The organism is Sodaliphilus pleomorphus (genome assembly GCF_009676955.1).
In the GTDB taxonomy this organism is placed as follows: Bacteria; Bacteroidota; Bacteroidia; order Bacteroidales; family Muribaculaceae; genus Sodaliphilus; species Sodaliphilus pleomorphus.
In genome coordinates this window covers 3,039,367-3,057,181 of the sequence record NZ_CP045696.1, presented here as the reverse complement: position 1 = coordinate 3,057,181, position 17,815 = coordinate 3,039,367, and the positions used below count along the sequence as shown (strand labels likewise).

Below are 17,815 nucleotides of genomic sequence, written 5' to 3'. Positions count from 1 at the left end.
TCCCGTTAAATAAGAAAAATCTATTTTTTAACACTCGTTATTCATTTATCGCATCAACAAAGACTTAGAACTTCATGCCAAACGAGATCTGGATGTTGCCGTTCTTGGCCTTGTTGTCGGTGGTCAGCTTGTAACCCATCACATCAACCGATTGATCCTTGTACACCTTGGTGAGGCCCATCGTGTAGCGAGCCTGGATAAAGGCATTGTTGGTGAGGTTGTAGGTTGCGCCCAAGCCAAGGCCGAAGTCAACAGTGTTGGTCATGTCGCCCAGGTCGAGAGCATCCTGGTCTTTAGGAGTCACCTTGCTGTAGACGTTGAAACCCACTTGGGGACCGAAGTCGATGCTGAAGGCAGGTGCCACATAGTATTTCAGCATCACAGGCACATTGACGTAGTTGGCATGGAAAGTGAGGTTATCGCTCTTGCCGCCTTGTGCTGCAAAGACAACTTCGGGGGCAACCGAAAATTTAGGAGCTGCATGGTACTCCATCACGAGGCCAGCCTGGTAGTTAGGTTGCAAGGTGTGACTCACGTCTTCTCCCCAGTAGTTGGTGAGGTCAAAGCCAACCTTGGCTCCAAATTCAACTTGTGCGTTTGCGGCGCTCATGCCCATGATGGCAGCAGCAGCCAGTAATCCTTAATTCCGCAACACTATAATTTAACTTTATTTATAAGTTCCTGAGCAACGGCGGATTCCAGAAGCAAGTGCAAAGTTACGCTATTTTTCTTTAATCATGTCTTTGGGCTTTCGAAATCCGTTTTTCTTTCTTGGCCTGTTGTTTAATTTTTCGATGATGCTCTTGACATATAGCCTTGAAATTCCCCTAAAGTCCGTCTTCTTCGGAATATATTGCCTGATGAGCCCGTTCATGTTCTCGATAGCTCCCTTCTCCCACGAGCAGTACGGATGTGCGAAGTAAACTTTCGTGTTAAGTTCCCTCGCAATGATTTCGTGTGCGGCAAACTCCGGCCCGTTGTCTGTCGTTATCGACCTTACAGGCAACCCGCTCTCCCGTATGAGTCTCACCACGGCATATGCCAGTGGAACGGCCTGCTTTCCCGTATCGAGTTTCTCCATGAGCATAAAGCAGCTCCTCCTCTCAACCAGAGTAACGATGGCACCTTTGCCTTCCTTTCCTACGATGGTGTCCATCTCCCAGTCTCCTATGGTCTGTCCATAGTCCGTTTCCGGTCTTTCGTCAATGGAGAGGCGGTTGGGAATATGCGCCTTGGTGGTAAGCAAGGACTTTTGCCTTGGTCTGCCTCCATGCCTGAGGTGCTTTCGGATGTTGTCCCCGTAATGTGGGGAAAGGGCCGCTATCCAGTTGTATATGGTTGACTTGGACACCGTGATGCCCTCTTTCTTGCCAAGCCATCCGGCGACTTCCTCCGGCGACCACTGCTCCTTACGGATAAGTTCAAAAACACGGCTGCGTACATAGGGAGCGATACGGCGATTGCCAGGTGTCCTGGCCTTGCGTCGTTTGACTTTCAATACGGCCGTACGTGCGTCATAAACGCCTTTAGCATTAGAATTACGCCTTCGCTCACGAGAAACCGTGCTTACTGACACACCAATAGTCTCGGCTATGAAACTAAGTGAGAATTTCGTTTGGAGTAGCACACTTATTGTGTATCTTTGCTCCGAGGTTAATTGTTTATACATCACAATACAAAATTAATTAATCTTAGGGAGGGGAACGAAAGATCTCCTCTTTTTTTGTATTGCTTAAGTTATCCGCCAATGCTCTTTGGGGGCTTCGCGCCCCCAGCCGCAAGGCAAACCTCCGCGGTGTTTTTCATGTTTTAATGCACCGCAGAGTTTTGCACTTCTAATTGGAATTAGCAAACAAAAAGTTGCCCAGGATTTTGCCATGTCAGAATTTTCACTTATCTTAGTGTTGCAAAAAGAAAACAAGCAAAACTCTAATATGACATGGCAAAAATACAAATTAAATCTGAGAAACTCACACCTTTTGGAGGAATTTTTTCAATCATGGAGAAATTTGACTCCATGCTTTCACCCGTTATCGACTCAACACTGGGTCAGAGATGCAGCAGTATCTTCGGATATCAGTTCAGCGAGATAGTCCGTTCGCTGATGAGCGTTTATTTCTGTGGCGGCTCATGCGTGGAAGACGTAACGTCACAACTGATGCGCCATCTCTCGTATCATCCTACCCTTCGTACATGCAGCTCTGATACCATCCTCAGAGCCATCAAGGAACTGACACAGGAAAACATCTCCTATACTTCCGACCAAGGCAAGACCTATGATTTCAATACTGCAGACAAACTCAACACATTGCTTATAAACGCTTTGGTTTCTACAGGCGAGTTGAAGGAAATTGAGGAATACGATGTTGACTTTGACCATCAGTTCCTTGAAACGGAGAAGTATGATGCAAAACCGACCTACAAAAAGTTCCTCGGCTACAGGCCTGGCGTATATGTTATCGGTGACAAGATAGTCTATATCGAGAACAGCGATGGTAACACGAATGTGCGTTTTCATCAGGCAGACACCCATAAGAGATTCTTCGCTCTTCTGGAATCCCAGAACATCCGTGTAAATCGCTTCAGGGCAGACTGCGGTTCCTGCTCGAAGGAAATCGTCAGTGAGATAGAGAAGCATTGCAAACATTTCTACATCCGTGCCAACCGATGCAGTTCGCTCTACAATGACATCTTTGCTCTGAGAGGATGGAAGACGGAGGAGATTAACGGCATCCAGTTCGAACTCAATTCCATTCTCGTTGAGAAATGGGAAGGCAAGTGCTATCGTCTTGTCATCCAGAGACAAAGACGCAACAGTGGCGACCTTGACCTGTGGGAAGGCGAATACACTTACCGTTGTATTCTGACCAACGATTACAAGTCATCGACAAGGGACATTGTTGAATTCTACAATCTGCGTGGCGGCAAGGAACGTATCTTTGACGACATGAACAACGGATTCGGTTGGAGCAGGCTCCCCAAGTCATTCATGGCGGAGAATACTGTCTTTCTTCTGCTTACTGCATTGATACACAATTTCTACAAGACCATCATGAGCAGGCTTGACACCAAGGCTTTTGGGCTCAAGAAAACGAGTCGCATAAAGGCTTTTGTCTTCAGATTCATCTCCGTACCTGCCAAGTGGATCATGACTGCAAGGCAATACGTGCTGAATATCTACACAGAGAACCGAGCTTATGCAAAACCCTTCAAAACAGAATTCGGATAAGAATCCTTTCTTTCCGGTTTGAATCTGCGTATTACCTCAAGTCGCATCGTGGGGTAAGGGGATGGTGGCTACATATTGATGTTGTGCTGTTGCTTTTTACTGAAAGCTGCTACTAACGACTCATAAATCTACCCTTAATCGTGTATTGGATGATAGTTGCGGATTTTAGGGTAATAAAATCTTTTTCATAATTCTAATTAATTAACCGTTTGTTTATTCGTTGTTTTCAATAATCATGTGCAACCCGTTGTTTTCTGAATTGCGACAATATGACCCGAAACACACAAAATAGTTTAAAAGGAAAATTTAAAAAAAGGTAAAAAAGGACACTTCATTTCCCAAACAAGACACATTTTCATGCTTTTTATTGGGCTAACATCCCAAAATGTGTGGACAAACAACTATTTCTTCTGATTGAAAGTTTTGCAGAAGCGGCTCACTCCACAATTCAAGCAATCGGGTTTGGAAGCCTTACACACATAGCGGCCATGCAACAATATCCAGTGATGCGCTTTGATTTGGTCGGCTGGTGACAAGTGTTTTTTCAGGCCAGTCTCCACCTCGAGGGGGGTCTTGCCTGTGGCAAGCCCTATGCGGTTGGAGACCCTGAAGACGTGGGTGTCGACGGGAATGGCCGGCTGGTTGAAGACTGTGCCCAGCATCACATTGGCCGTCTTGCGCCCCACTCCTGGCAGCTGGGTGAGCTCTTGCATGGTAGCTGGCACCTGCCCGTGAAACTTGTCGACGAGCATGCATGCCATGTCATATAGGTGCTGAGCCTTGCTATTGGGATAGGACACGCTCTTGATATAAGGGAATATCTCCTCCACACTCGACTGGGCCATGACCTGGGGTGTGGGAAAGGCCTCAAACAAAGCGGGGCTGATTTGGTTGATGCGCTTGTCGGTGCATTGCGCCGAGAGCATCACAGCCATGAGCAGCTGGAAGGGATTGTCGTAGTGCAACTCGGTGGTGGGCGATGGCATCTGGCTGCGCCAGTAGTCCAAACAGCCGTCATAACGTTCCTTTATTGTCATGATTGAGCAAAAATTAAAAAAAGAGAATGATGCACTCCACACGCAATCTGGAGTGCATCACTTCTCCACGTTAAATGATATGAGAACAAATTAGTTTTCTATTTTTCAATGTGCGGCCTCAAACTCATCGAGGAAGCGCACATCGTTCTCGCTGAACATGCGCAGGTCCTTGACCATGTACTTGAGGTTGGTAATGCGCTCGATACCGAGACCGAAGGCATAGCCGCTGTACACATCGGGATCGATTCCACTGGCCTTCAACACATTGGGGTCGACCATGCCACAACCCAGAATTTCGACCCAACCCGTGTGCTTGCAGAAGCCACAGCCCTTGCCGCCACACAGCATGCACGACACATCCATCTCGGCACTGGGCTCGGTAAAGGGGAAGTAGCTGGGGCGCAGGCGTATCTTAGTATCCTTGCCAAACAATTCCTGTGCAAAATAGAGCAGCACCTGCTTGAGGTCGGCAAAGGTCACGTGCTTGTCGATGTAGAGCCCCTCAATCTGGTGGAAGAAGCAGTGGGCACGCGCCGTGATGGCCTCGTTGCGATAAACCCGGCCTGGGCAGATAATGCGAATGGGGGGCTGCTGCCGCTCCATGGTGCGCACCTGCACCGAGCTGGTGTGAGAGCGCAAGATGATGTTGCGTTTCACATCGTCAGGATCTTGATTGATGAAGAATGTGTCCTGCATGTCGCGTGCCGGATGATCGGCAGCAAAGTTGAGCGCACTGAAGACGTGCCAGTCATCCTCGACCTCGGGCCCCTCGGAGAGAGTGAAACCCAGTCGGGAGAAAATGTCGATGATTTCCTTGCGCACAAGCGATATGGGATGACGAGTGCCTATCTCGTCGGGCATCGCCGGGCGAGTGATATCGATCTTGTGGGCCTCTTTCTCTTTGGCCTTGAAACTGTCGCGCAAGGTGTTGATTTTGTCGGTAGCAAGAGTTTTCAGCTCGTTTAGTTTTTGTCCGAATTCACGCTTTTGCTCAGGTGGAACACTGCGGAACTCGCTGAAGAGCTCAGAAATCTCGCCTTTCTTGCTCAAGTATTTGATGCGAAGGGCCTCAAGGGCCTCTTCGTTCTCGGCTTTCAAATTGCTGATTTGCCCCTTCAGGGCTTCAATTTTTTCGAGTAACATAATAAGCATTTACACTATTTGCACGCAAAATTACAAAAAATACTACTATAATGAAAACTTTTTCTAAATTTGCAGCCGTGTTCGGGCTACAAACCCGACGGGACTTTGACAGTTAGAGTGTAAAATTTTTTCTAATGAATTGTTGCACAGTTCATTTTTTATTTGTATATTTGTAGCTAATAGTAGTTATTACATTAAAGGATTATCGATATGAAGGCGACATTCGGCACTACAAAGAAGGGCACGTGGGCTTACATCCAGAAGTCGGTGCGCATCGACGGCAAGTCTACCACAAAGACTGTCAGGCGGCTGGGGCTGCTTGAGGACATCAGGCGCAAGTACGGCTGCCAGGACCCGCGCCAGTGGGTCAGGGACCTGGCGGCCCGCATGACCGAGGAGGAGAAGGCCGGCAGGGAGCGCATTTCGGTTGACTTCTACCCGGGCCAGACCGTGGGGATGGGCGACCTGCCTCTGCGGGCGGGCGGCGACCTGATGCTGCTGCCGCTCTACAACAGGCTCGGCCTGCCCCGCATGTGCGCCGAGATCAAGAAGGCGAGCAAGGCGAAGTTCGACCTCGACGGGATATTGAGGACGCTGGTCACGGGCCGTCTGCTCTTCCCCTGCTCCAAGCAGAGGACGCTGCGAAAGGCGCAGGGGCTGGTGCGGCCCCCGAAGTTCGGCGAGGCCGACATGTACCGGGCCCTGAGCCTGCTCTCGGGCCACATCGACGACATCCAGGCCGGCGTCTACGCCTGCTCGGCCAGGTTCATGGAACGCAGGGACAGGGTGATCTACTACGACTGCACCAACTACTACTTCGAGATCGAGGACAACGACAGGGACACGGTGAACATAGAGACCGGCGAGCTCGTGGCCGGGCTGCGCAAGCGCGGCAAGTCGAAAGAGAACCGGCCCAGCCCCATCGTGCAGATGGGCATGTTCATGGACATGGACGGCATCCCGCTGGCCTTTGTGGTCTTCCCGGGCAACGAGTCGGAGCAGGCCACGCTCCAGCCGCTCGAGGATGTGCTGAGGCGCAAGTTCGGCCTGACCGAGTTCGTCGTCTCCACCGACGCCGGCCTGGCCTCGGAGGGCAACCGGCGCTACAACATGGACCAGGGCCGCGACTACATCTGCGTCCAGTCGATCCCCTCGCTGCCCGCCGCCGACCGCCGGGCCGCCGTCGACCCCAGGGGCTGGAGGCTGGGCTACTGCGCCGACGGGGAAAAGGCCAGGCTGCTGCACGAGAAGTACTCCGACGGCGGCCTCTACAACCTGGACGTGCTGCGCGAGGGCGGCCAGGCTGACAGCTCCCTGCTGCGCCAGACCACATTCTACAAGGAGATACTTGTCGACAAAACCGTGAAATGCCTCAACCCGCAGTGGCTCGAGGCCCGCAGGGAGAACCCCGGCGCAACGCCCGTCGACGCCCGGGGGCGACGCATCAGGCAATGGCAAAGCTCCTCCAGGGCCGAGAGGGTCATCATCACCTACAGCCACGACTTCGCCCTCTTCCTCAGGCACAAGCGCGCCGAGCGCCTCGCGGCGGCCAGGAAGATAGTGGCCAGGGGGCAGGCCAACCCGCGCCGCTCGCAGCAGTCACCGCTCAACTACATAGAGACCATACACAAGACCGACGACGGACAGACGGCCGTCAAGACCGAGATGGTCATCAATGACGACATCCTAGGGCAGGAGGAGAAGCTCGACGGCTTCTACGCCTACGCCACCTCGCTCGACGACGAGGCCGCGTTCGTGCTCAAGGCACGCTCCTTCCATCACGAGATAGAGCACCTGTTCCGCACCACCAAGACCCACCTCGAGGCCAGACCCGTCTACCTCTCCAGGCAGGACCGCATCCGCTCCCACTTCCTCGTCTGCTTCCTCGCACTGCTGCTGCTCAAGCTCCTGCAAAAGCAGCTGGCCGACTCGTTCCCCGAGGCCTACAAGGAGCACCCCCTGACCGTCGACCAGCTGATCGACACTCTCCAGAACCTGCGCTTCGGACAAATCCAGGGACTGGGATACGTGCCCATGTTCCAGCGCACCAGCCTCACCGACCAACTGCAAGAGCTTGCCGGTGTGGAAGTTAACAAACAGATAATCACAAAAGCAGCGATGAACGCGTTCTACCGAAAGGTTAACAAAGGTTAATCCTTGCAGCACCGAAAAATTAGCTACATTACTTTACTATGTAAAGTATTGTGTAGTAACACGTTAATACAACAAACTGTCAAATTAGGAAAATTACAAAAAATACTACTATAATGAAAACTTTTTCTAAATTTGCAGCCGTGTTCGGGCTACAAACCCGACAGTTGCAGTCAACATGTACACCCCAGTCACTATTCACCACATGCACGACATGGAACGGCTCATAGCGAGTTGTGGCTTCATGCCGTTTTTCGCCAATGCTATTCCTGGTTTCTCGATATGGGAAAACACGCCCCAGGAGCTGCGTTTCAACGATGATGCCGATGGCCCGTGGGAGTGGAAAGGGCCCGTGATACTAAATGGAGCATTTGCCTATGGCAAGCTGCTCAGGGGCAAGGCCATGTATGTCACACTCGACTGGTACAAGCACTTGGCCAACTGGCGCCGCGCCCACACACAGCCTTCGCGCCAGGAGCTGAAGGTGCTCGACACCATCAGGCAACACGGCTCATTGCTCACCACCGAGTTGCGCAGGCTGTGCGGCTACTCCTATCCTCGGCAGGCGAGAGAGGACAACCCACTGCTCAGGGAGTCGCAACGCCTCACGCAGAAGCTCAAGCGCACGCCCCGCATCGAGGGGCTCGAGACGTGCCTCACACGACTGCAAATGGGCACCTATCTCGTGGTTGCCGACTTTGAGTACAAAATCGACAAGACGGGCCGACGCTACGGCTGGGGCGTAGCACGCTACTGCAGGCCCGAGGATTTCTTTGGCCCCGAGGCTTTGCAAGCAGGCTGCAGTCCAGCCGAGTCGCGGGAAAGAATCGCGCGTCACCTTGTAGAGATGCTGCCTGGCATCGAGACGCAGCAGGTAGATGCCATCATCGGTTGAAACGCTGCAAAAAGAAATCAATGTAAAACTAATGCAGAAAAAAAAATTTGCGAAACCGAAAAAGAATCATTACTTTTGCATTGCATTTCAAAAAGCTTGACCAGACGCAACCCAGGCTGCTGGCATTGACCAGGTTGCCAAGACGTTGAAATCGAGCATTCCACATTTCATTTTAAAATTATCAACTTTTATCACTAGATAAGTTATCTATTGCGCATTGTCCTGTCATGGCAATGTAATCACAATAGAATCTTTTACAAACACATTTTTATGTACAGACTTGAAGATTTGCAGTCCATGCCCGAGGACCAACTCAAGGAACTCGCTAAATCATTAGGACTTAAAAAAGTAGATTCTGCTGCTCGCGAAAGCCTTGAATTTGGCATCATCGATGCCATGGCCGAGCAGGAGGCAGCCCAAGCCCCTGCACAGCCTGCCAAGAGAAAACGAGGCCGTGCCAAGAAAGACGAGGCTAAGAATGCAGAACCAGCCAAAAGCAACAAAGGCCAGGACGGCAAGACTGCCACCGACAACGACACGGCCGAGAAGCCGAAGCGCCGACCAGGACGCCCTCCAAAAGCAAAAACTGCCGATACAAAGGAGAATGACAAAAAAGAAAAAGAGGATGTGAAAGCACAAGGCGAAACAGCTGGCAAGTCGAAGAATACAAAGTCGAACTCGAAGGATACCAAGGGTGGCAGCGACGCTACTCCCATCGCAAAAGATGAAGATAAAGCACAAAAGCAGAAAGACGATATTGCAGCTGATGCAAGCGAGAGCACTGCCTCGACAAGCGACAGCAAGCCCAAACGCGGCCGACGCAAGCGCATAGCCAAGGTCAACGACATGCCGACAGCAACTGCGCCCGAGACTCCCGTTCTCGATTTCAAAGAGGAGCCGCAGCCAGCAGCCGAGCCCGCGCAAGAGGCCGCCCAGCCCGAGCAACCGGCCCAGACAGCCCAGCCCGAGCAACCGGCACCAGCCGACATGGCACCGGCCGAGGACAACTACGGCCAGGATATGACCCATGGCGAACCCTACGACCAGCAGGACGGCGCCGTGCAAAACGGCGACGAGCCCTACAACGGCGATGCAGGCGCCCCCTACGACGACGACGAGGGTGTGTATCTACAAGGCGAGCCGCCCTACGACGACATGGAGCAGCAACAGAACGACGGCGCAATGCCGCCGCAAGACGACTTCCAAAGTTTCTTTGGCCCAAGCAACCAGCAAGGCAGGCGAGGCAAGAAGCAGAACCGCCAGGACATGGGGCTGGGCGAGTTTTTCAACACCAGCACCCACACCTTCAAGCCGCGCACCGAAAAGGAGAAAGAAGAAGATGCACGACGCGCCGAGGAGGCTCGCCGTCGTGCCGCCGAGGAGGCTGCCAAGGCTCCCATTGTGATACAAGAGCCACAAGCCGAGAAGCCGCAGCCGCAGTCGAGCAAGAAGAAAAAGAAAAACAAAAACCAGCCGCAGCAGCCACAACCCGTTGTGGAGGATAGCCCCTACAGCGAGGACAACTACAACTTCGACGACATACTCGAGGGCAGCGGCTTGCTCGAGGTCATGCCCGACGGCTATGGCTTCCTGCGCTCGAGCGACTACAACTACCTGACCTCGCCCGACGACATCTATGTGTCGCAGTCGCAAATCAAGAACAACGGTCTCAAGACCGGCGATGTAGTGGAGTGCACCATACGCCCGCCCAAGGAAGGCGAGAAATACTTCCCGCTGTGCAAGGTGAAGAGCATCAACGGCCGCTCGCCCGAATTTGTGCGCGACCGCGTGCCCTTCGAGCACCTGGTGCCACTGTTTCCCAACGAGAAATTTGACTTGGTGAGCCACACCCACCCCAACATTTCGCAGCGCGTCGTCGACATGTTTGCCCCCATAGGCAAGGGACAGCGCGGCCTCATCGTGGCCCAGCCCAAGACGGGCAAGACGATACTGCTCAAGGACATCGCCAACGCCATCTCGGAGAACCACCCCGAGACCTACATGATCATCCTACTCATCGACGAACGCCCCGAGGAGGTGACCGACATGGCCCGCAGCGTGAATGCCGAGGTGATAGCATCGACATTTGACGAGCCGGCCGACCACCACGTGAAAATAGCCGAGCTGGTACTGGCCAAAGCCAAACGCATGGTAGAGTGCGGCCACGACGTGGTGATACTGCTCGACTCGATCACCCGCCTGGCACGAGCCTACAACACCAACGCCCCGGCATCGGGCAAGATACTGACTGGCGGTGTCGACGCCAACGCCCTGCAGCGCCCCAAACGCTTCTTTGGCGCCGCGCGCAACATCGAGAACGGCGGCAGCCTCACCATCATCGCAACTGCCCTCATCGACACGGGCTCGAAGATGGACGAGGTGATCTTTGAGGAATTCAAGGGCACCGGCAACATGGAGCTCCAGCTCGACCGCAAGCTGTCGAACAAGCGCATCTTCCCCGCTGTCGACATCATGGCTTCGAGCACGCGCCGCGACGACCTGCTGCTGAGCCAGGACACGCTCAACCGCATGTGGATACTGCGCCGCTTCCTGAGCGACCGCAACTCGCTCGAGGCAATGGAGTTTATCAAAGACCGCATGGCTCGCACGCGCAGCAACGCCGAGCTGCTGCTCACGATGAACGACTGATGTGCCCAACGGCCCAAAAGCGGGCGACAATGCACACAAGATGAAAACAATAAAAAATAAAGTTTTAGTCTCTTGGGACGTATACTTGCAATCGACTACGGCCGGCGGCGCTGCGGCATAGCCGTGACCGACACACTGCAGCTCATAGCCGGCGGTCTGACGACGGTGGCCACCCACGAGTTGATGCAATTTTTGCAAAACTACGTGGCCACCGAGCAAGTCGACATGATTGTGGTGGGTCTGCCCAAGCAACTCAACGGGCAGCCCAGCGAGAGCATGAAATATATCACGCCTTTCGTCAACCGGCTCAAAAAGGTGATGCCACACATGAGCGTGACCATGTATGACGAGCGCTTCACCTCCACACTGGCCCACCAGGCCATGATTGCAGGGGGCATGAAGAAAAGCGACCGGCGCGACAAGGCGCGAGTCGACGCTATCGCCGCAACAATCATCTTGACCGACTATTTAGAAAGCAAACGCAACAACACAACATTGTAAAAAAATCACACATTTCAATATATGGTATTACCAGTATATATCTACGGGCAACCCGTACTCAGGAAGGTTGCCGCCGAGATCGGCAAAGACTATGAAGGCTTGCACGACCTCATCCAGAATATGAAAGACACCATGTATGCCAGCGACGGCATTGGCATCGCCGCCCCCCAGGTGGGCGTGAGCGCGCGCATCATCTACATCGACGTCGACGTGCTCAAAGACGACTTCCCCGAACTCAAAGACAAGCGCATGGTGCTCATCACCCCCGTGCTCACCGTCGACGAGCAAAGCCCCACAGTGACACGCGAGGAAGGGTGCCTGAGCCTGCCCGGCATACACGAGAACGTGACCCGCCACACCAAGGTGCACCTGCACTGGCTCGACGAGGACTGGAACGAGCACGACGAGGACATCGAGGGCTACCTGGCTCGCGTGGTGCAGCACGAGTATGACCACCTCGACGGCAAGCTCTTTATCGACCACATTTCGCCCATACGCCACTCGCTCATACGCGGGCGGCTCAACAACATGATAAAAGGAAAAACGCGGGTGAACTACCGCGTGAAGTTTTTCAAGTCACAAGGCCGCCGCTGACGGGCGACCGCCGAGAGAAAAAGAAAAGTGGAAGATGTCTCACGACAGCCTCCACACACTTTAAATCTAATACCATGAAAAACACACACACAAAAGTAAAAATAATTTTTAATTACAGCAACTAATTTTTAGTTTTTTTCTTAGAAAAGCAAAAAAAATTATGAACAACACGCCATTCGCCATAACCGAGGCCGACCGTGCCTACATAAAAATGGCCTGTGAAATTGCCAGCGACAACATCGACCAGGGCGGAGGCCCCTTTGGAGCCGTGATTGTGAAAGACGGCAAAATCGTGTCGACCGGCGCCAACAGCGTGACCATCGACAACGATCCCACGGCCCATGCCGAGGTCAACGCCATACGCCGCGCCTGCCGGCTCGAGCACAACTTCAAGCTCGAGGGTTGTGTCATCTACAGCAGCTGCGAGCCTTGCCCCATGTGCCTGAGCGCCCTGTACTGGGCCGGCGTGAGCCGCATCTACTATGCCAACACCCAGAACGATGCCGACGCCATCAACTTTGGCGACGAGTTTATCTACAAGGAGATTGCCAAGCCCCACCTCAAGCGGCTCATCCCGTGCATCCACGTCGACGACCCGCACGCCATCGAGCACTTCAAGAAGTGGGCCGACAAGACCGACAAGATTGAATATTGAGAGTAACGCGCCAGCACTCAGAACTCAAAGGCCGAAGCGTCGAGCTTGTCGGCACTGTTGAGCTGGCGCAGCACCTTGCAAGGCACCCCCGCGGCAAGCACGCCAGCGGGGATGTTTTTGTTTACTACACTGCCTGCCCCTATCACGCTACCCTCGCCTATCTCGACACCGCCGCACACGGTGGTGTTGGCCCCTATCCAAACATTGTCGGCAATGGTGATGGGCGCCGACGTCTCATAGGCCCCGCTCTTGCGCTGCCCGGGGTCGAGCGGATGACCGGCACAGGCCAGCACCACACCCGGTCCCAGCAGCACGCTGCGCCCGATCACGATGGGCGAGGTGTCGAGCATCACGCAGTTGTAGTTGACCAGCGCAAAGCCCTTGAAGTGAATGTTGAACCCAAAGTCGCAATGAAACTCGGGCATGAGGTAGACCGAGCCGTGATAGGTGCCAAAAAGGCGCATGAGCACATCGTGCTGCCTTGCCACGTCGGCAGGGTCGCAGTGGTTGAACTGCCAGCACAGCGACCTCGCCTTGAGCTGTGCTGCACGGGGAATGTGCATCGCGTTGCCAGCGTAGGGCCGCGACTGCTTGATTCTTGATAAAATGTCGGTCATTATATCTATATATATATAGAGTAGAAAAAAAGAGCAAAAAAAAATTGCAACATCACGCCAGCAGCGGTCGACATTGCAATTTTGTAGTTCAGTATGTGTGTGGGGGGTATAATATCGTGGTGCGCTCGCGCAGCACAAGCCCCAGCGTCTTGTTTCTTTACTTGGCTGCCGTGTGCTTCTTGCGGTTGCCGTAGCGGCTCAAGAACTTGTCGACGCGGCCAGCGGTGTCCACCAGCTTCTGCTTGCCAGTGAAGAAGGGGTGCGACGAGCTGGTGATTTCAAGCTTCACCAGCGGATAAGTTTTGCCATCAATTTCGATAGTCTCCTTCGAGGCTACAGTCGAGCGAGTGATAAATGTCTCTTCATTTGACATGTCTTTGAAGCACACTTCGCGATAATTGTCAGGATGAATACCTTTTTTCATTTTATATCTTTACTTGTTTTTTAATTTTACATTGTTGCGGGCGTTGGTAGCACCCTAAAACTTTTGTAATGGCGTGCAAAGGTACTAATTCTTTTGGAATTACAAAAATTTTGGTCCTCCCAATTTACTCAACACCTCACGTCAGGCCACAAAAAAAGTGGAGCATAGCAGACTCGAACTGCTTACCTCAACACTGCCAGTGTTGCGCTCTACCAGATGAGCTAATGCCCCATTGCGATTGCAAAGTTAAGGATAATTCTTAAACTACCAAACATACGCCCTCATTTTTCTCAATTTTTTTTCAATTTCCCGTGTTTGGGTGGCAGCAAAACGCGCGAGCACGCACCATCACGATGCACCACCGCAATTCACAGCACATGGGCCAAGCATGGTGCACAGGCAATGCTCCCGCTGCTAATTCCAATTAGAAGTGCAAAACTCTGCGGTGCATTAAAACATGAAAAACACCGCGGAGGTTTGCCTTGCGGCTGGGGGCGCGAAGCCCCCAAAGAGCATTGGCGGATAACTTAAGCAATACAAAAAAAGAGGAGATCTTTCGTTCCCCTCCCTAAGATTAATTAATTTTGTATTGTGATGTATAAACAATTAACCTCGGAGCAAAGATACACAATAAGTGTGCTACTCCAAACGAAATTCTCACTTAGTTTCATAGCCGAGACTATTGGTGTGTCAGTAAGCACGGTTTCTCGTGAGCGAAGGCGTAATTCTAATGCTAAAGGCGTTTATGACGCACGTACGGCCGTATTGAAAGTCAAACGACGCAAGGCCAGGACACCTGGCAATCGCCGTATCGCTCCCTATGTACGCAGCCGTGTTTTTGAACTTATCCGTAAGGAGCAGTGGTCGCCGGAGGAAGTCGCCGGATGGCTTGGCAAGAAAGAGGGCATCACGGTGTCCAAGTCAACCATATACAACTGGATAGCGGCCCTTTCCCCACATTACGGGGACAACATCCGAAAGCACCTCAGGCATGGAGGCAGACCAAGGCAAAAGTCCTTGCTTACCACCAAGGCGCATATTCCCAACCGCCTCTCCATTGACGAAAGACCGGAAACGGACTATGGACAGACCATAGGAGACTGGGAGATGGACACCATCGTAGGAAAGGAAGGCAAAGGTGCCATCGTTACTCTGGTTGAGAGGAGGAGCTGCTTTATGCTCATGGAGAAACTCGATACGGGAAAGCAGGCCGTTCCACTGGCATATGCCGTGGTGAGACTCATACGGGAGAGCGGGTTGCCTGTAAGGTCGATAACGACAGACAACGGGCCGGAGTTTGCCGCACACGAAATCATTGCGAGGGAACTTAACACGAAAGTTTACTTCGCACATCCGTACTGCTCGTGGGAGAAGGGAGCTATCGAGAACATGAACGGGCTCATCAGGCAATATATTCCGAAGAAGACGGACTTTAGGGGAATTTCAAGGCTATATGTCAAGAGCATCATCGAAAAATTAAACAACAGGCCAAGAAAGAAAAACGGATTTCGAAAGCCCAAAGACATGATTAAAGAAAAATAGCGTAACTTTGCACTTGCTTCTGGAATCCGCCCCGCCCCTGCGCCGAACAAAAAAAAGTTAAAAGAAATAATGACAGCAATAAAATAAATTTCTTATTTTTGCAATGTGAGTTCACTAGCCTTTAGCTCCATCGAGGGCAGAGGGCGAGGGTAAACACACTACATATAACTGAAAGGCGTAACTGTACGCTTTGGTTCCGACAGTGTAAGAATCTGGCAGTTCGAGCATAAGTTGTCAAGAGCCAAGCAACGGAAACGCCTCATAGCGATGAACAATGTATAATACAACCTACCCCTTGGCATCGAGTGTAATCGTGCACTCGGCCGACATGGCAGGGTAACAGAACATACACTGGCATCACGCGTGGGGCTTTTGGCGTTGCTCGTTTCGACAACTTGGGCGATGCCAGAGCCTTTACACTGTGGAGCGAGCGGCAAAATTGGCTCCACGTCTTTTTTGTAGTTAATCACGAGAGAGTTTTGTCGACCCTGGAGCCGAGCGACCATTAATAAAACGAAACCCAGTGATGGACATACTACAAAAAAATCCTTATCGACTGCTTGGTGTTTATGCCAACTCTCCAACCAAGGAGCGCATGGCAAACCACAACAAACTGAAGGCTTTCTTGAAAGTGGGCAAACAGGTTTCCTACCCACTGGACTTGCCCCAGTATCTCACTTCTATAGACCGTGACGAGGCTACCATTGCCGAAGCTGAATCAAAGTTAACACTACCCAAAGACCAATTGCACTATGCCCTATTTTGGTTTGTCAACGTCACTACTCTCGACAGCGTTGCCTTCAAGCACCTCGTGGCGGGCAAAATCGAGGAAGCAAAGGCGATATGGATGAAAAAAACTTGCGCTTCATCGTTACAGAACCTCACGGTGTGTGCGTTGATTCAAAATGATTTCTCAACCGCGTTGTCACAAGCCGAGCAATTGTACGGCAACAGCAACTATCTCAACGAGCTGGTGACTGAAATCACAGGAGGCGGAGAGAATGTTGATGCAACTGCCTTGGCCTTCGATTTTCTTGATACCCTTGCCACAGAAGTCGACACCAGCACCTTGCTCACGAGCATAACCAACAGCAGCTGGAGAGCTCACATTGCCGAAAAAGCCGTAAAACCCCTTGTCGAGGCTATACAAAATGCAATAGACGTAGCAAAAAAGTCGAGAAACAAAGGCCCCCAAGCCCGGCTAAAAGCGGGATTAAGCTTGAAAGAAGCCACAAGAGACCCGCTACTTCAGTTACAAAAGATGTTGCCTGCTGGCGATTTACAATACCAGCTAATCGCCGACAAACTTGGTAAAGAAATTTTGCAATGCGGCATCGACTACTACAATGACTCAGAGGAACCCGATGCAGCTATCAAAGCCATGGAACTACAAAAATACGCGCTCAGCATTGTCGTTGGGCAGATGGCAAAAGACCGATGCAAAGAAAACGTCGACATACTGCAAAAAATTATCGACAATTTACCACCAGCCGAAGTCTTTGCCGAAGACAAGGCAATACACGAAGAGTTGCGCAAGTACTGCAAATTGCCCGACAAGATATGCCATGCAGTGACTTTGCTCAAGAACACAAGGCCTCACTTGCAGTCGATAAAGCGCAAATTAGGATCCTATAATGACTATTACTTACACATCTCGACAGTCGTGGTAAGAAACGCAATGAGCAATCTTATTGCCGAGGTTAATGGAGTACAAAAACAAATAACTGACGACCCGTTATTCGACAACTTGTTAGAAAGACGGGAGGCAAAACTATTCTTAATTCAGCTCAAATTGAAGGAAGTGCTTAAGGAAGCATGGGATGCAACAAAGCTTATCGATGAGTTTGACATGGAAGACGACTATAGAAAAGAGCATTACAATCCTAACAGGTCAACACTAAAGAGCATGTGTGAAGATTTGGGCATCTCGACTTTTAGTATGCCATTTTCAAATGCCAGCAAATTAACGCCGACTACAGACTCTGACTCCGGATCATCAAAGAAATCAAATTCTTATGTTGGATGGTTAATTGCCATTTTTGTTATTATCATTCTTGCAATGGTATTCATATCCGCATTCGCTGGTATGCCTAATGGAGACTCAGCAACCGAAGAAGAGACATCTCCTGTTACCGAAGAAGTTTCGGCAGCCGAATTTTCTTCGGCTGCTCCTGAAGCCCCAGAATATTCTGAATCTTACAGCGAGGCGCCAGCATATGATAATGATAATGACGATGATGCATCGGCCGATGCCTCGGTGTCAGAATCTTCGGCAGAGCCATCGGAATCATACATTTATTATTATGACACATCAGATGACCCTGACGAAGAGGCGTCAGACGCATCTGAGTATAACACTTATTGATATTGCAAAAACA

General features: G+C 51.6%; 15 protein-coding genes and 1 tRNA gene. 9 read left to right on the top strand and 7 right to left on the bottom strand.

Annotation, left to right across the window (positions count from 1 at the left end; translation table 11 throughout):
• Positions 1-64: 64 nt before the first annotated feature.
• Both GF423_RS12795 and GF423_RS12790 read right to left on the bottom strand, forming a co-directional pair.
• The gene (locus GF423_RS12795) at positions 65-634 is read right to left on the bottom strand and encodes a porin family protein (RefSeq protein WP_262885018.1); all 570 of its coding nucleotides are present in this window, start codon (positions 632-634) and stop codon (positions 65-67) included.
• An 87-nt stretch (positions 635-721) separates the two neighbouring features.
• The gene (locus tag GF423_RS12790) at positions 722-1,669 is read right to left on the bottom strand and encodes an IS30 family transposase (protein WP_154326857.1); all 948 of its coding nucleotides are present in this window, start codon (positions 1,667-1,669) and stop codon (positions 722-724) included.
• A gap of 270 nt (positions 1,670-1,939) precedes the next feature.
• On the opposite strand from GF423_RS12790, the gene GF423_RS12785 reads away from it, so the two are divergent.
• A complete protein-coding gene (locus GF423_RS12785; protein ID WP_005814044.1) occupies positions 1,940-3,229 on the top strand; it encodes an IS1380-like element IS612 family transposase in 1,290 nt (429 codons plus the stop codon).
• A gap of 401 nt (positions 3,230-3,630) precedes the next feature.
• On the opposite strand, the gene nth is transcribed toward GF423_RS12785, so the two are convergent.
• Together nth and pheS are read right to left on the bottom strand one after the other, a co-directional pair.
• The gene (gene nth / locus GF423_RS12780) at positions 3,631-4,266 is read right to left on the bottom strand and encodes an endonuclease III (protein WP_154328724.1); all 636 of its coding nucleotides are present in this window, start codon (positions 4,264-4,266) and stop codon (positions 3,631-3,633) included.
• A 105-nt stretch (positions 4,267-4,371) separates the two neighbouring features.
• Positions 4,372-5,409, bottom strand: coding sequence for a phenylalanine--tRNA ligase subunit alpha (pheS, locus tag GF423_RS12775; protein WP_154328723.1), 1,038 nt, complete (start codon positions 5,407-5,409; stop codon positions 4,372-4,374).
• 210 nt (positions 5,410-5,619) lie between these two features.
• Between pheS and GF423_RS12770 the strand changes: the two genes are divergently transcribed.
• From GF423_RS12770 to GF423_RS12745, 6 genes are all read left to right on the top strand, one after another.
• Positions 5,620-7,563, top strand: coding sequence for an IS1634 family transposase (locus GF423_RS12770; protein ID WP_154326416.1), 1,944 nt, complete (start codon positions 5,620-5,622; stop codon positions 7,561-7,563).
• A 175-nt stretch (positions 7,564-7,738) separates the two neighbouring features.
• Positions 7,739-8,455 carry an AlkZ-related protein gene (locus GF423_RS12765; protein ID WP_154328722.1) on the top strand — a complete coding sequence of 239 codons (717 nt, stop codon included), beginning with the start codon at positions 7,739-7,741 and terminating at the stop codon, positions 8,453-8,455.
• A gap of 270 nt (positions 8,456-8,725) precedes the next feature.
• A complete protein-coding gene (gene rho / locus GF423_RS12760; RefSeq protein ID WP_154328721.1) occupies positions 8,726-11,104 on the top strand; it encodes a transcription termination factor Rho in 2,379 nt (792 codons plus the stop codon).
• Positions 11,105-11,176: 72 nt separating this feature from the next.
• A complete protein-coding gene (gene ruvX / locus GF423_RS12755) occupies positions 11,177-11,605 on the top strand; it encodes a Holliday junction resolvase RuvX (RefSeq protein WP_154328720.1) in 429 nt (142 codons plus the stop codon).
• Positions 11,606-11,626: 21 nt separating this feature from the next.
• Positions 11,627-12,199 carry a peptide deformylase gene (gene def / locus GF423_RS12750; RefSeq protein WP_154328719.1) on the top strand — a complete coding sequence of 191 codons (573 nt, stop codon included), beginning with the start codon at positions 11,627-11,629 and terminating at the stop codon, positions 12,197-12,199.
• A gap of 160 nt (positions 12,200-12,359) precedes the next feature.
• Positions 12,360-12,854, top strand: coding sequence for a nucleoside deaminase (locus GF423_RS12745; protein WP_154328718.1), 495 nt, complete (start codon positions 12,360-12,362; stop codon positions 12,852-12,854).
• Positions 12,855-12,871: 17 nt separating this feature from the next.
• On the opposite strand, the gene GF423_RS12740 is transcribed toward GF423_RS12745, so the two are convergent.
• From GF423_RS12740 to GF423_RS12730, 3 genes are all read right to left on the bottom strand, one after another.
• Positions 12,872-13,471, bottom strand: a complete 600-nt coding sequence (locus tag GF423_RS12740; RefSeq protein WP_154328717.1) for a sugar O-acetyltransferase — start codon at positions 13,469-13,471, stop codon at positions 12,872-12,874.
• 157 nt (positions 13,472-13,628) lie between these two features.
• The gene (locus GF423_RS12735) at positions 13,629-13,895 is read right to left on the bottom strand and encodes a type B 50S ribosomal protein L31 (protein WP_154328716.1); all 267 of its coding nucleotides are present in this window, start codon (positions 13,893-13,895) and stop codon (positions 13,629-13,631) included.
• Between the two features lie 158 nt (positions 13,896-14,053).
• A tRNA-Ala gene (locus tag GF423_RS12730) sits at positions 14,054-14,126 on the bottom strand.
• A gap of 363 nt (positions 14,127-14,489) precedes the next feature.
• On the opposite strand from GF423_RS12730, the gene GF423_RS12725 reads away from it, so the two are divergent.
• Both GF423_RS12725 and GF423_RS12720 read left to right on the top strand, forming a co-directional pair.
• Complete coding sequence (locus GF423_RS12725; protein WP_154326857.1) at positions 14,490-15,437, top strand: IS30 family transposase; 948 nt, start codon at positions 14,490-14,492, stop codon at positions 15,435-15,437.
• A 526-nt stretch (positions 15,438-15,963) separates the two neighbouring features.
• Entirely contained in the window at positions 15,964-17,802 is a 1,839-nt protein-coding gene (locus GF423_RS12720; protein WP_154328715.1) for a hypothetical protein, read from the top strand.
• Positions 17,803-17,815: the final 13 nt, after the last annotated feature.

Bases quoted from the DNA above. Each gene is read 5' to 3' on its own strand.
- pheS (WP_154328723.1), bottom strand. From the start codon at position 5,409: ATGTTACTCGAAAAAATTGAAGCCCTGAAGGGGCAAATCAGCAATTTG.
- GF423_RS12765 (WP_154328722.1), top strand. From the start codon at position 7,739: ATGTACACCCCAGTCACTATTCACCACATGCACGACATGGAACGGCTC.
- GF423_RS12720 (WP_154328715.1), top strand. From the start codon at position 15,964: ATGGACATACTACAAAAAAATCCTTATCGACTGCTTGGTGTTTATGCC.
- GF423_RS12770 (WP_154326416.1), top strand. From the start codon at position 5,620: ATGAAGGCGACATTCGGCACTACAAAGAAGGGCACGTGGGCTTACATC.
- GF423_RS12740 (WP_154328717.1), bottom strand. From the start codon at position 13,471: ATGACCGACATTTTATCAAGAATCAAGCAGTCGCGGCCCTACGCTGGC.
- GF423_RS12735 (WP_154328716.1), bottom strand. From the start codon at position 13,895: ATGAAAAAAGGTATTCATCCTGACAATTATCGCGAAGTGTGCTTCAAA.
- nth (WP_154328724.1), bottom strand. From the start codon at position 4,266: ATGACAATAAAGGAACGTTATGACGGCTGTTTGGACTACTGGCGCAGC.
- GF423_RS12790 (WP_154326857.1), bottom strand. From the start codon at position 1,669: ATGTATAAACAATTAACCTCGGAGCAAAGATACACAATAAGTGTGCTA.
- GF423_RS12785 (WP_005814044.1), top strand. From the start codon at position 1,940: ATGGCAAAAATACAAATTAAATCTGAGAAACTCACACCTTTTGGAGGA.
- GF423_RS12725 (WP_154326857.1), top strand. From the start codon at position 14,490: ATGTATAAACAATTAACCTCGGAGCAAAGATACACAATAAGTGTGCTA.
- GF423_RS12745 (WP_154328718.1), top strand. From the start codon at position 12,360: ATGAACAACACGCCATTCGCCATAACCGAGGCCGACCGTGCCTACATA.
- def (WP_154328719.1), top strand. From the start codon at position 11,627: ATGGTATTACCAGTATATATCTACGGGCAACCCGTACTCAGGAAGGTT.
- rho (WP_154328721.1), top strand. From the start codon at position 8,726: ATGTACAGACTTGAAGATTTGCAGTCCATGCCCGAGGACCAACTCAAG.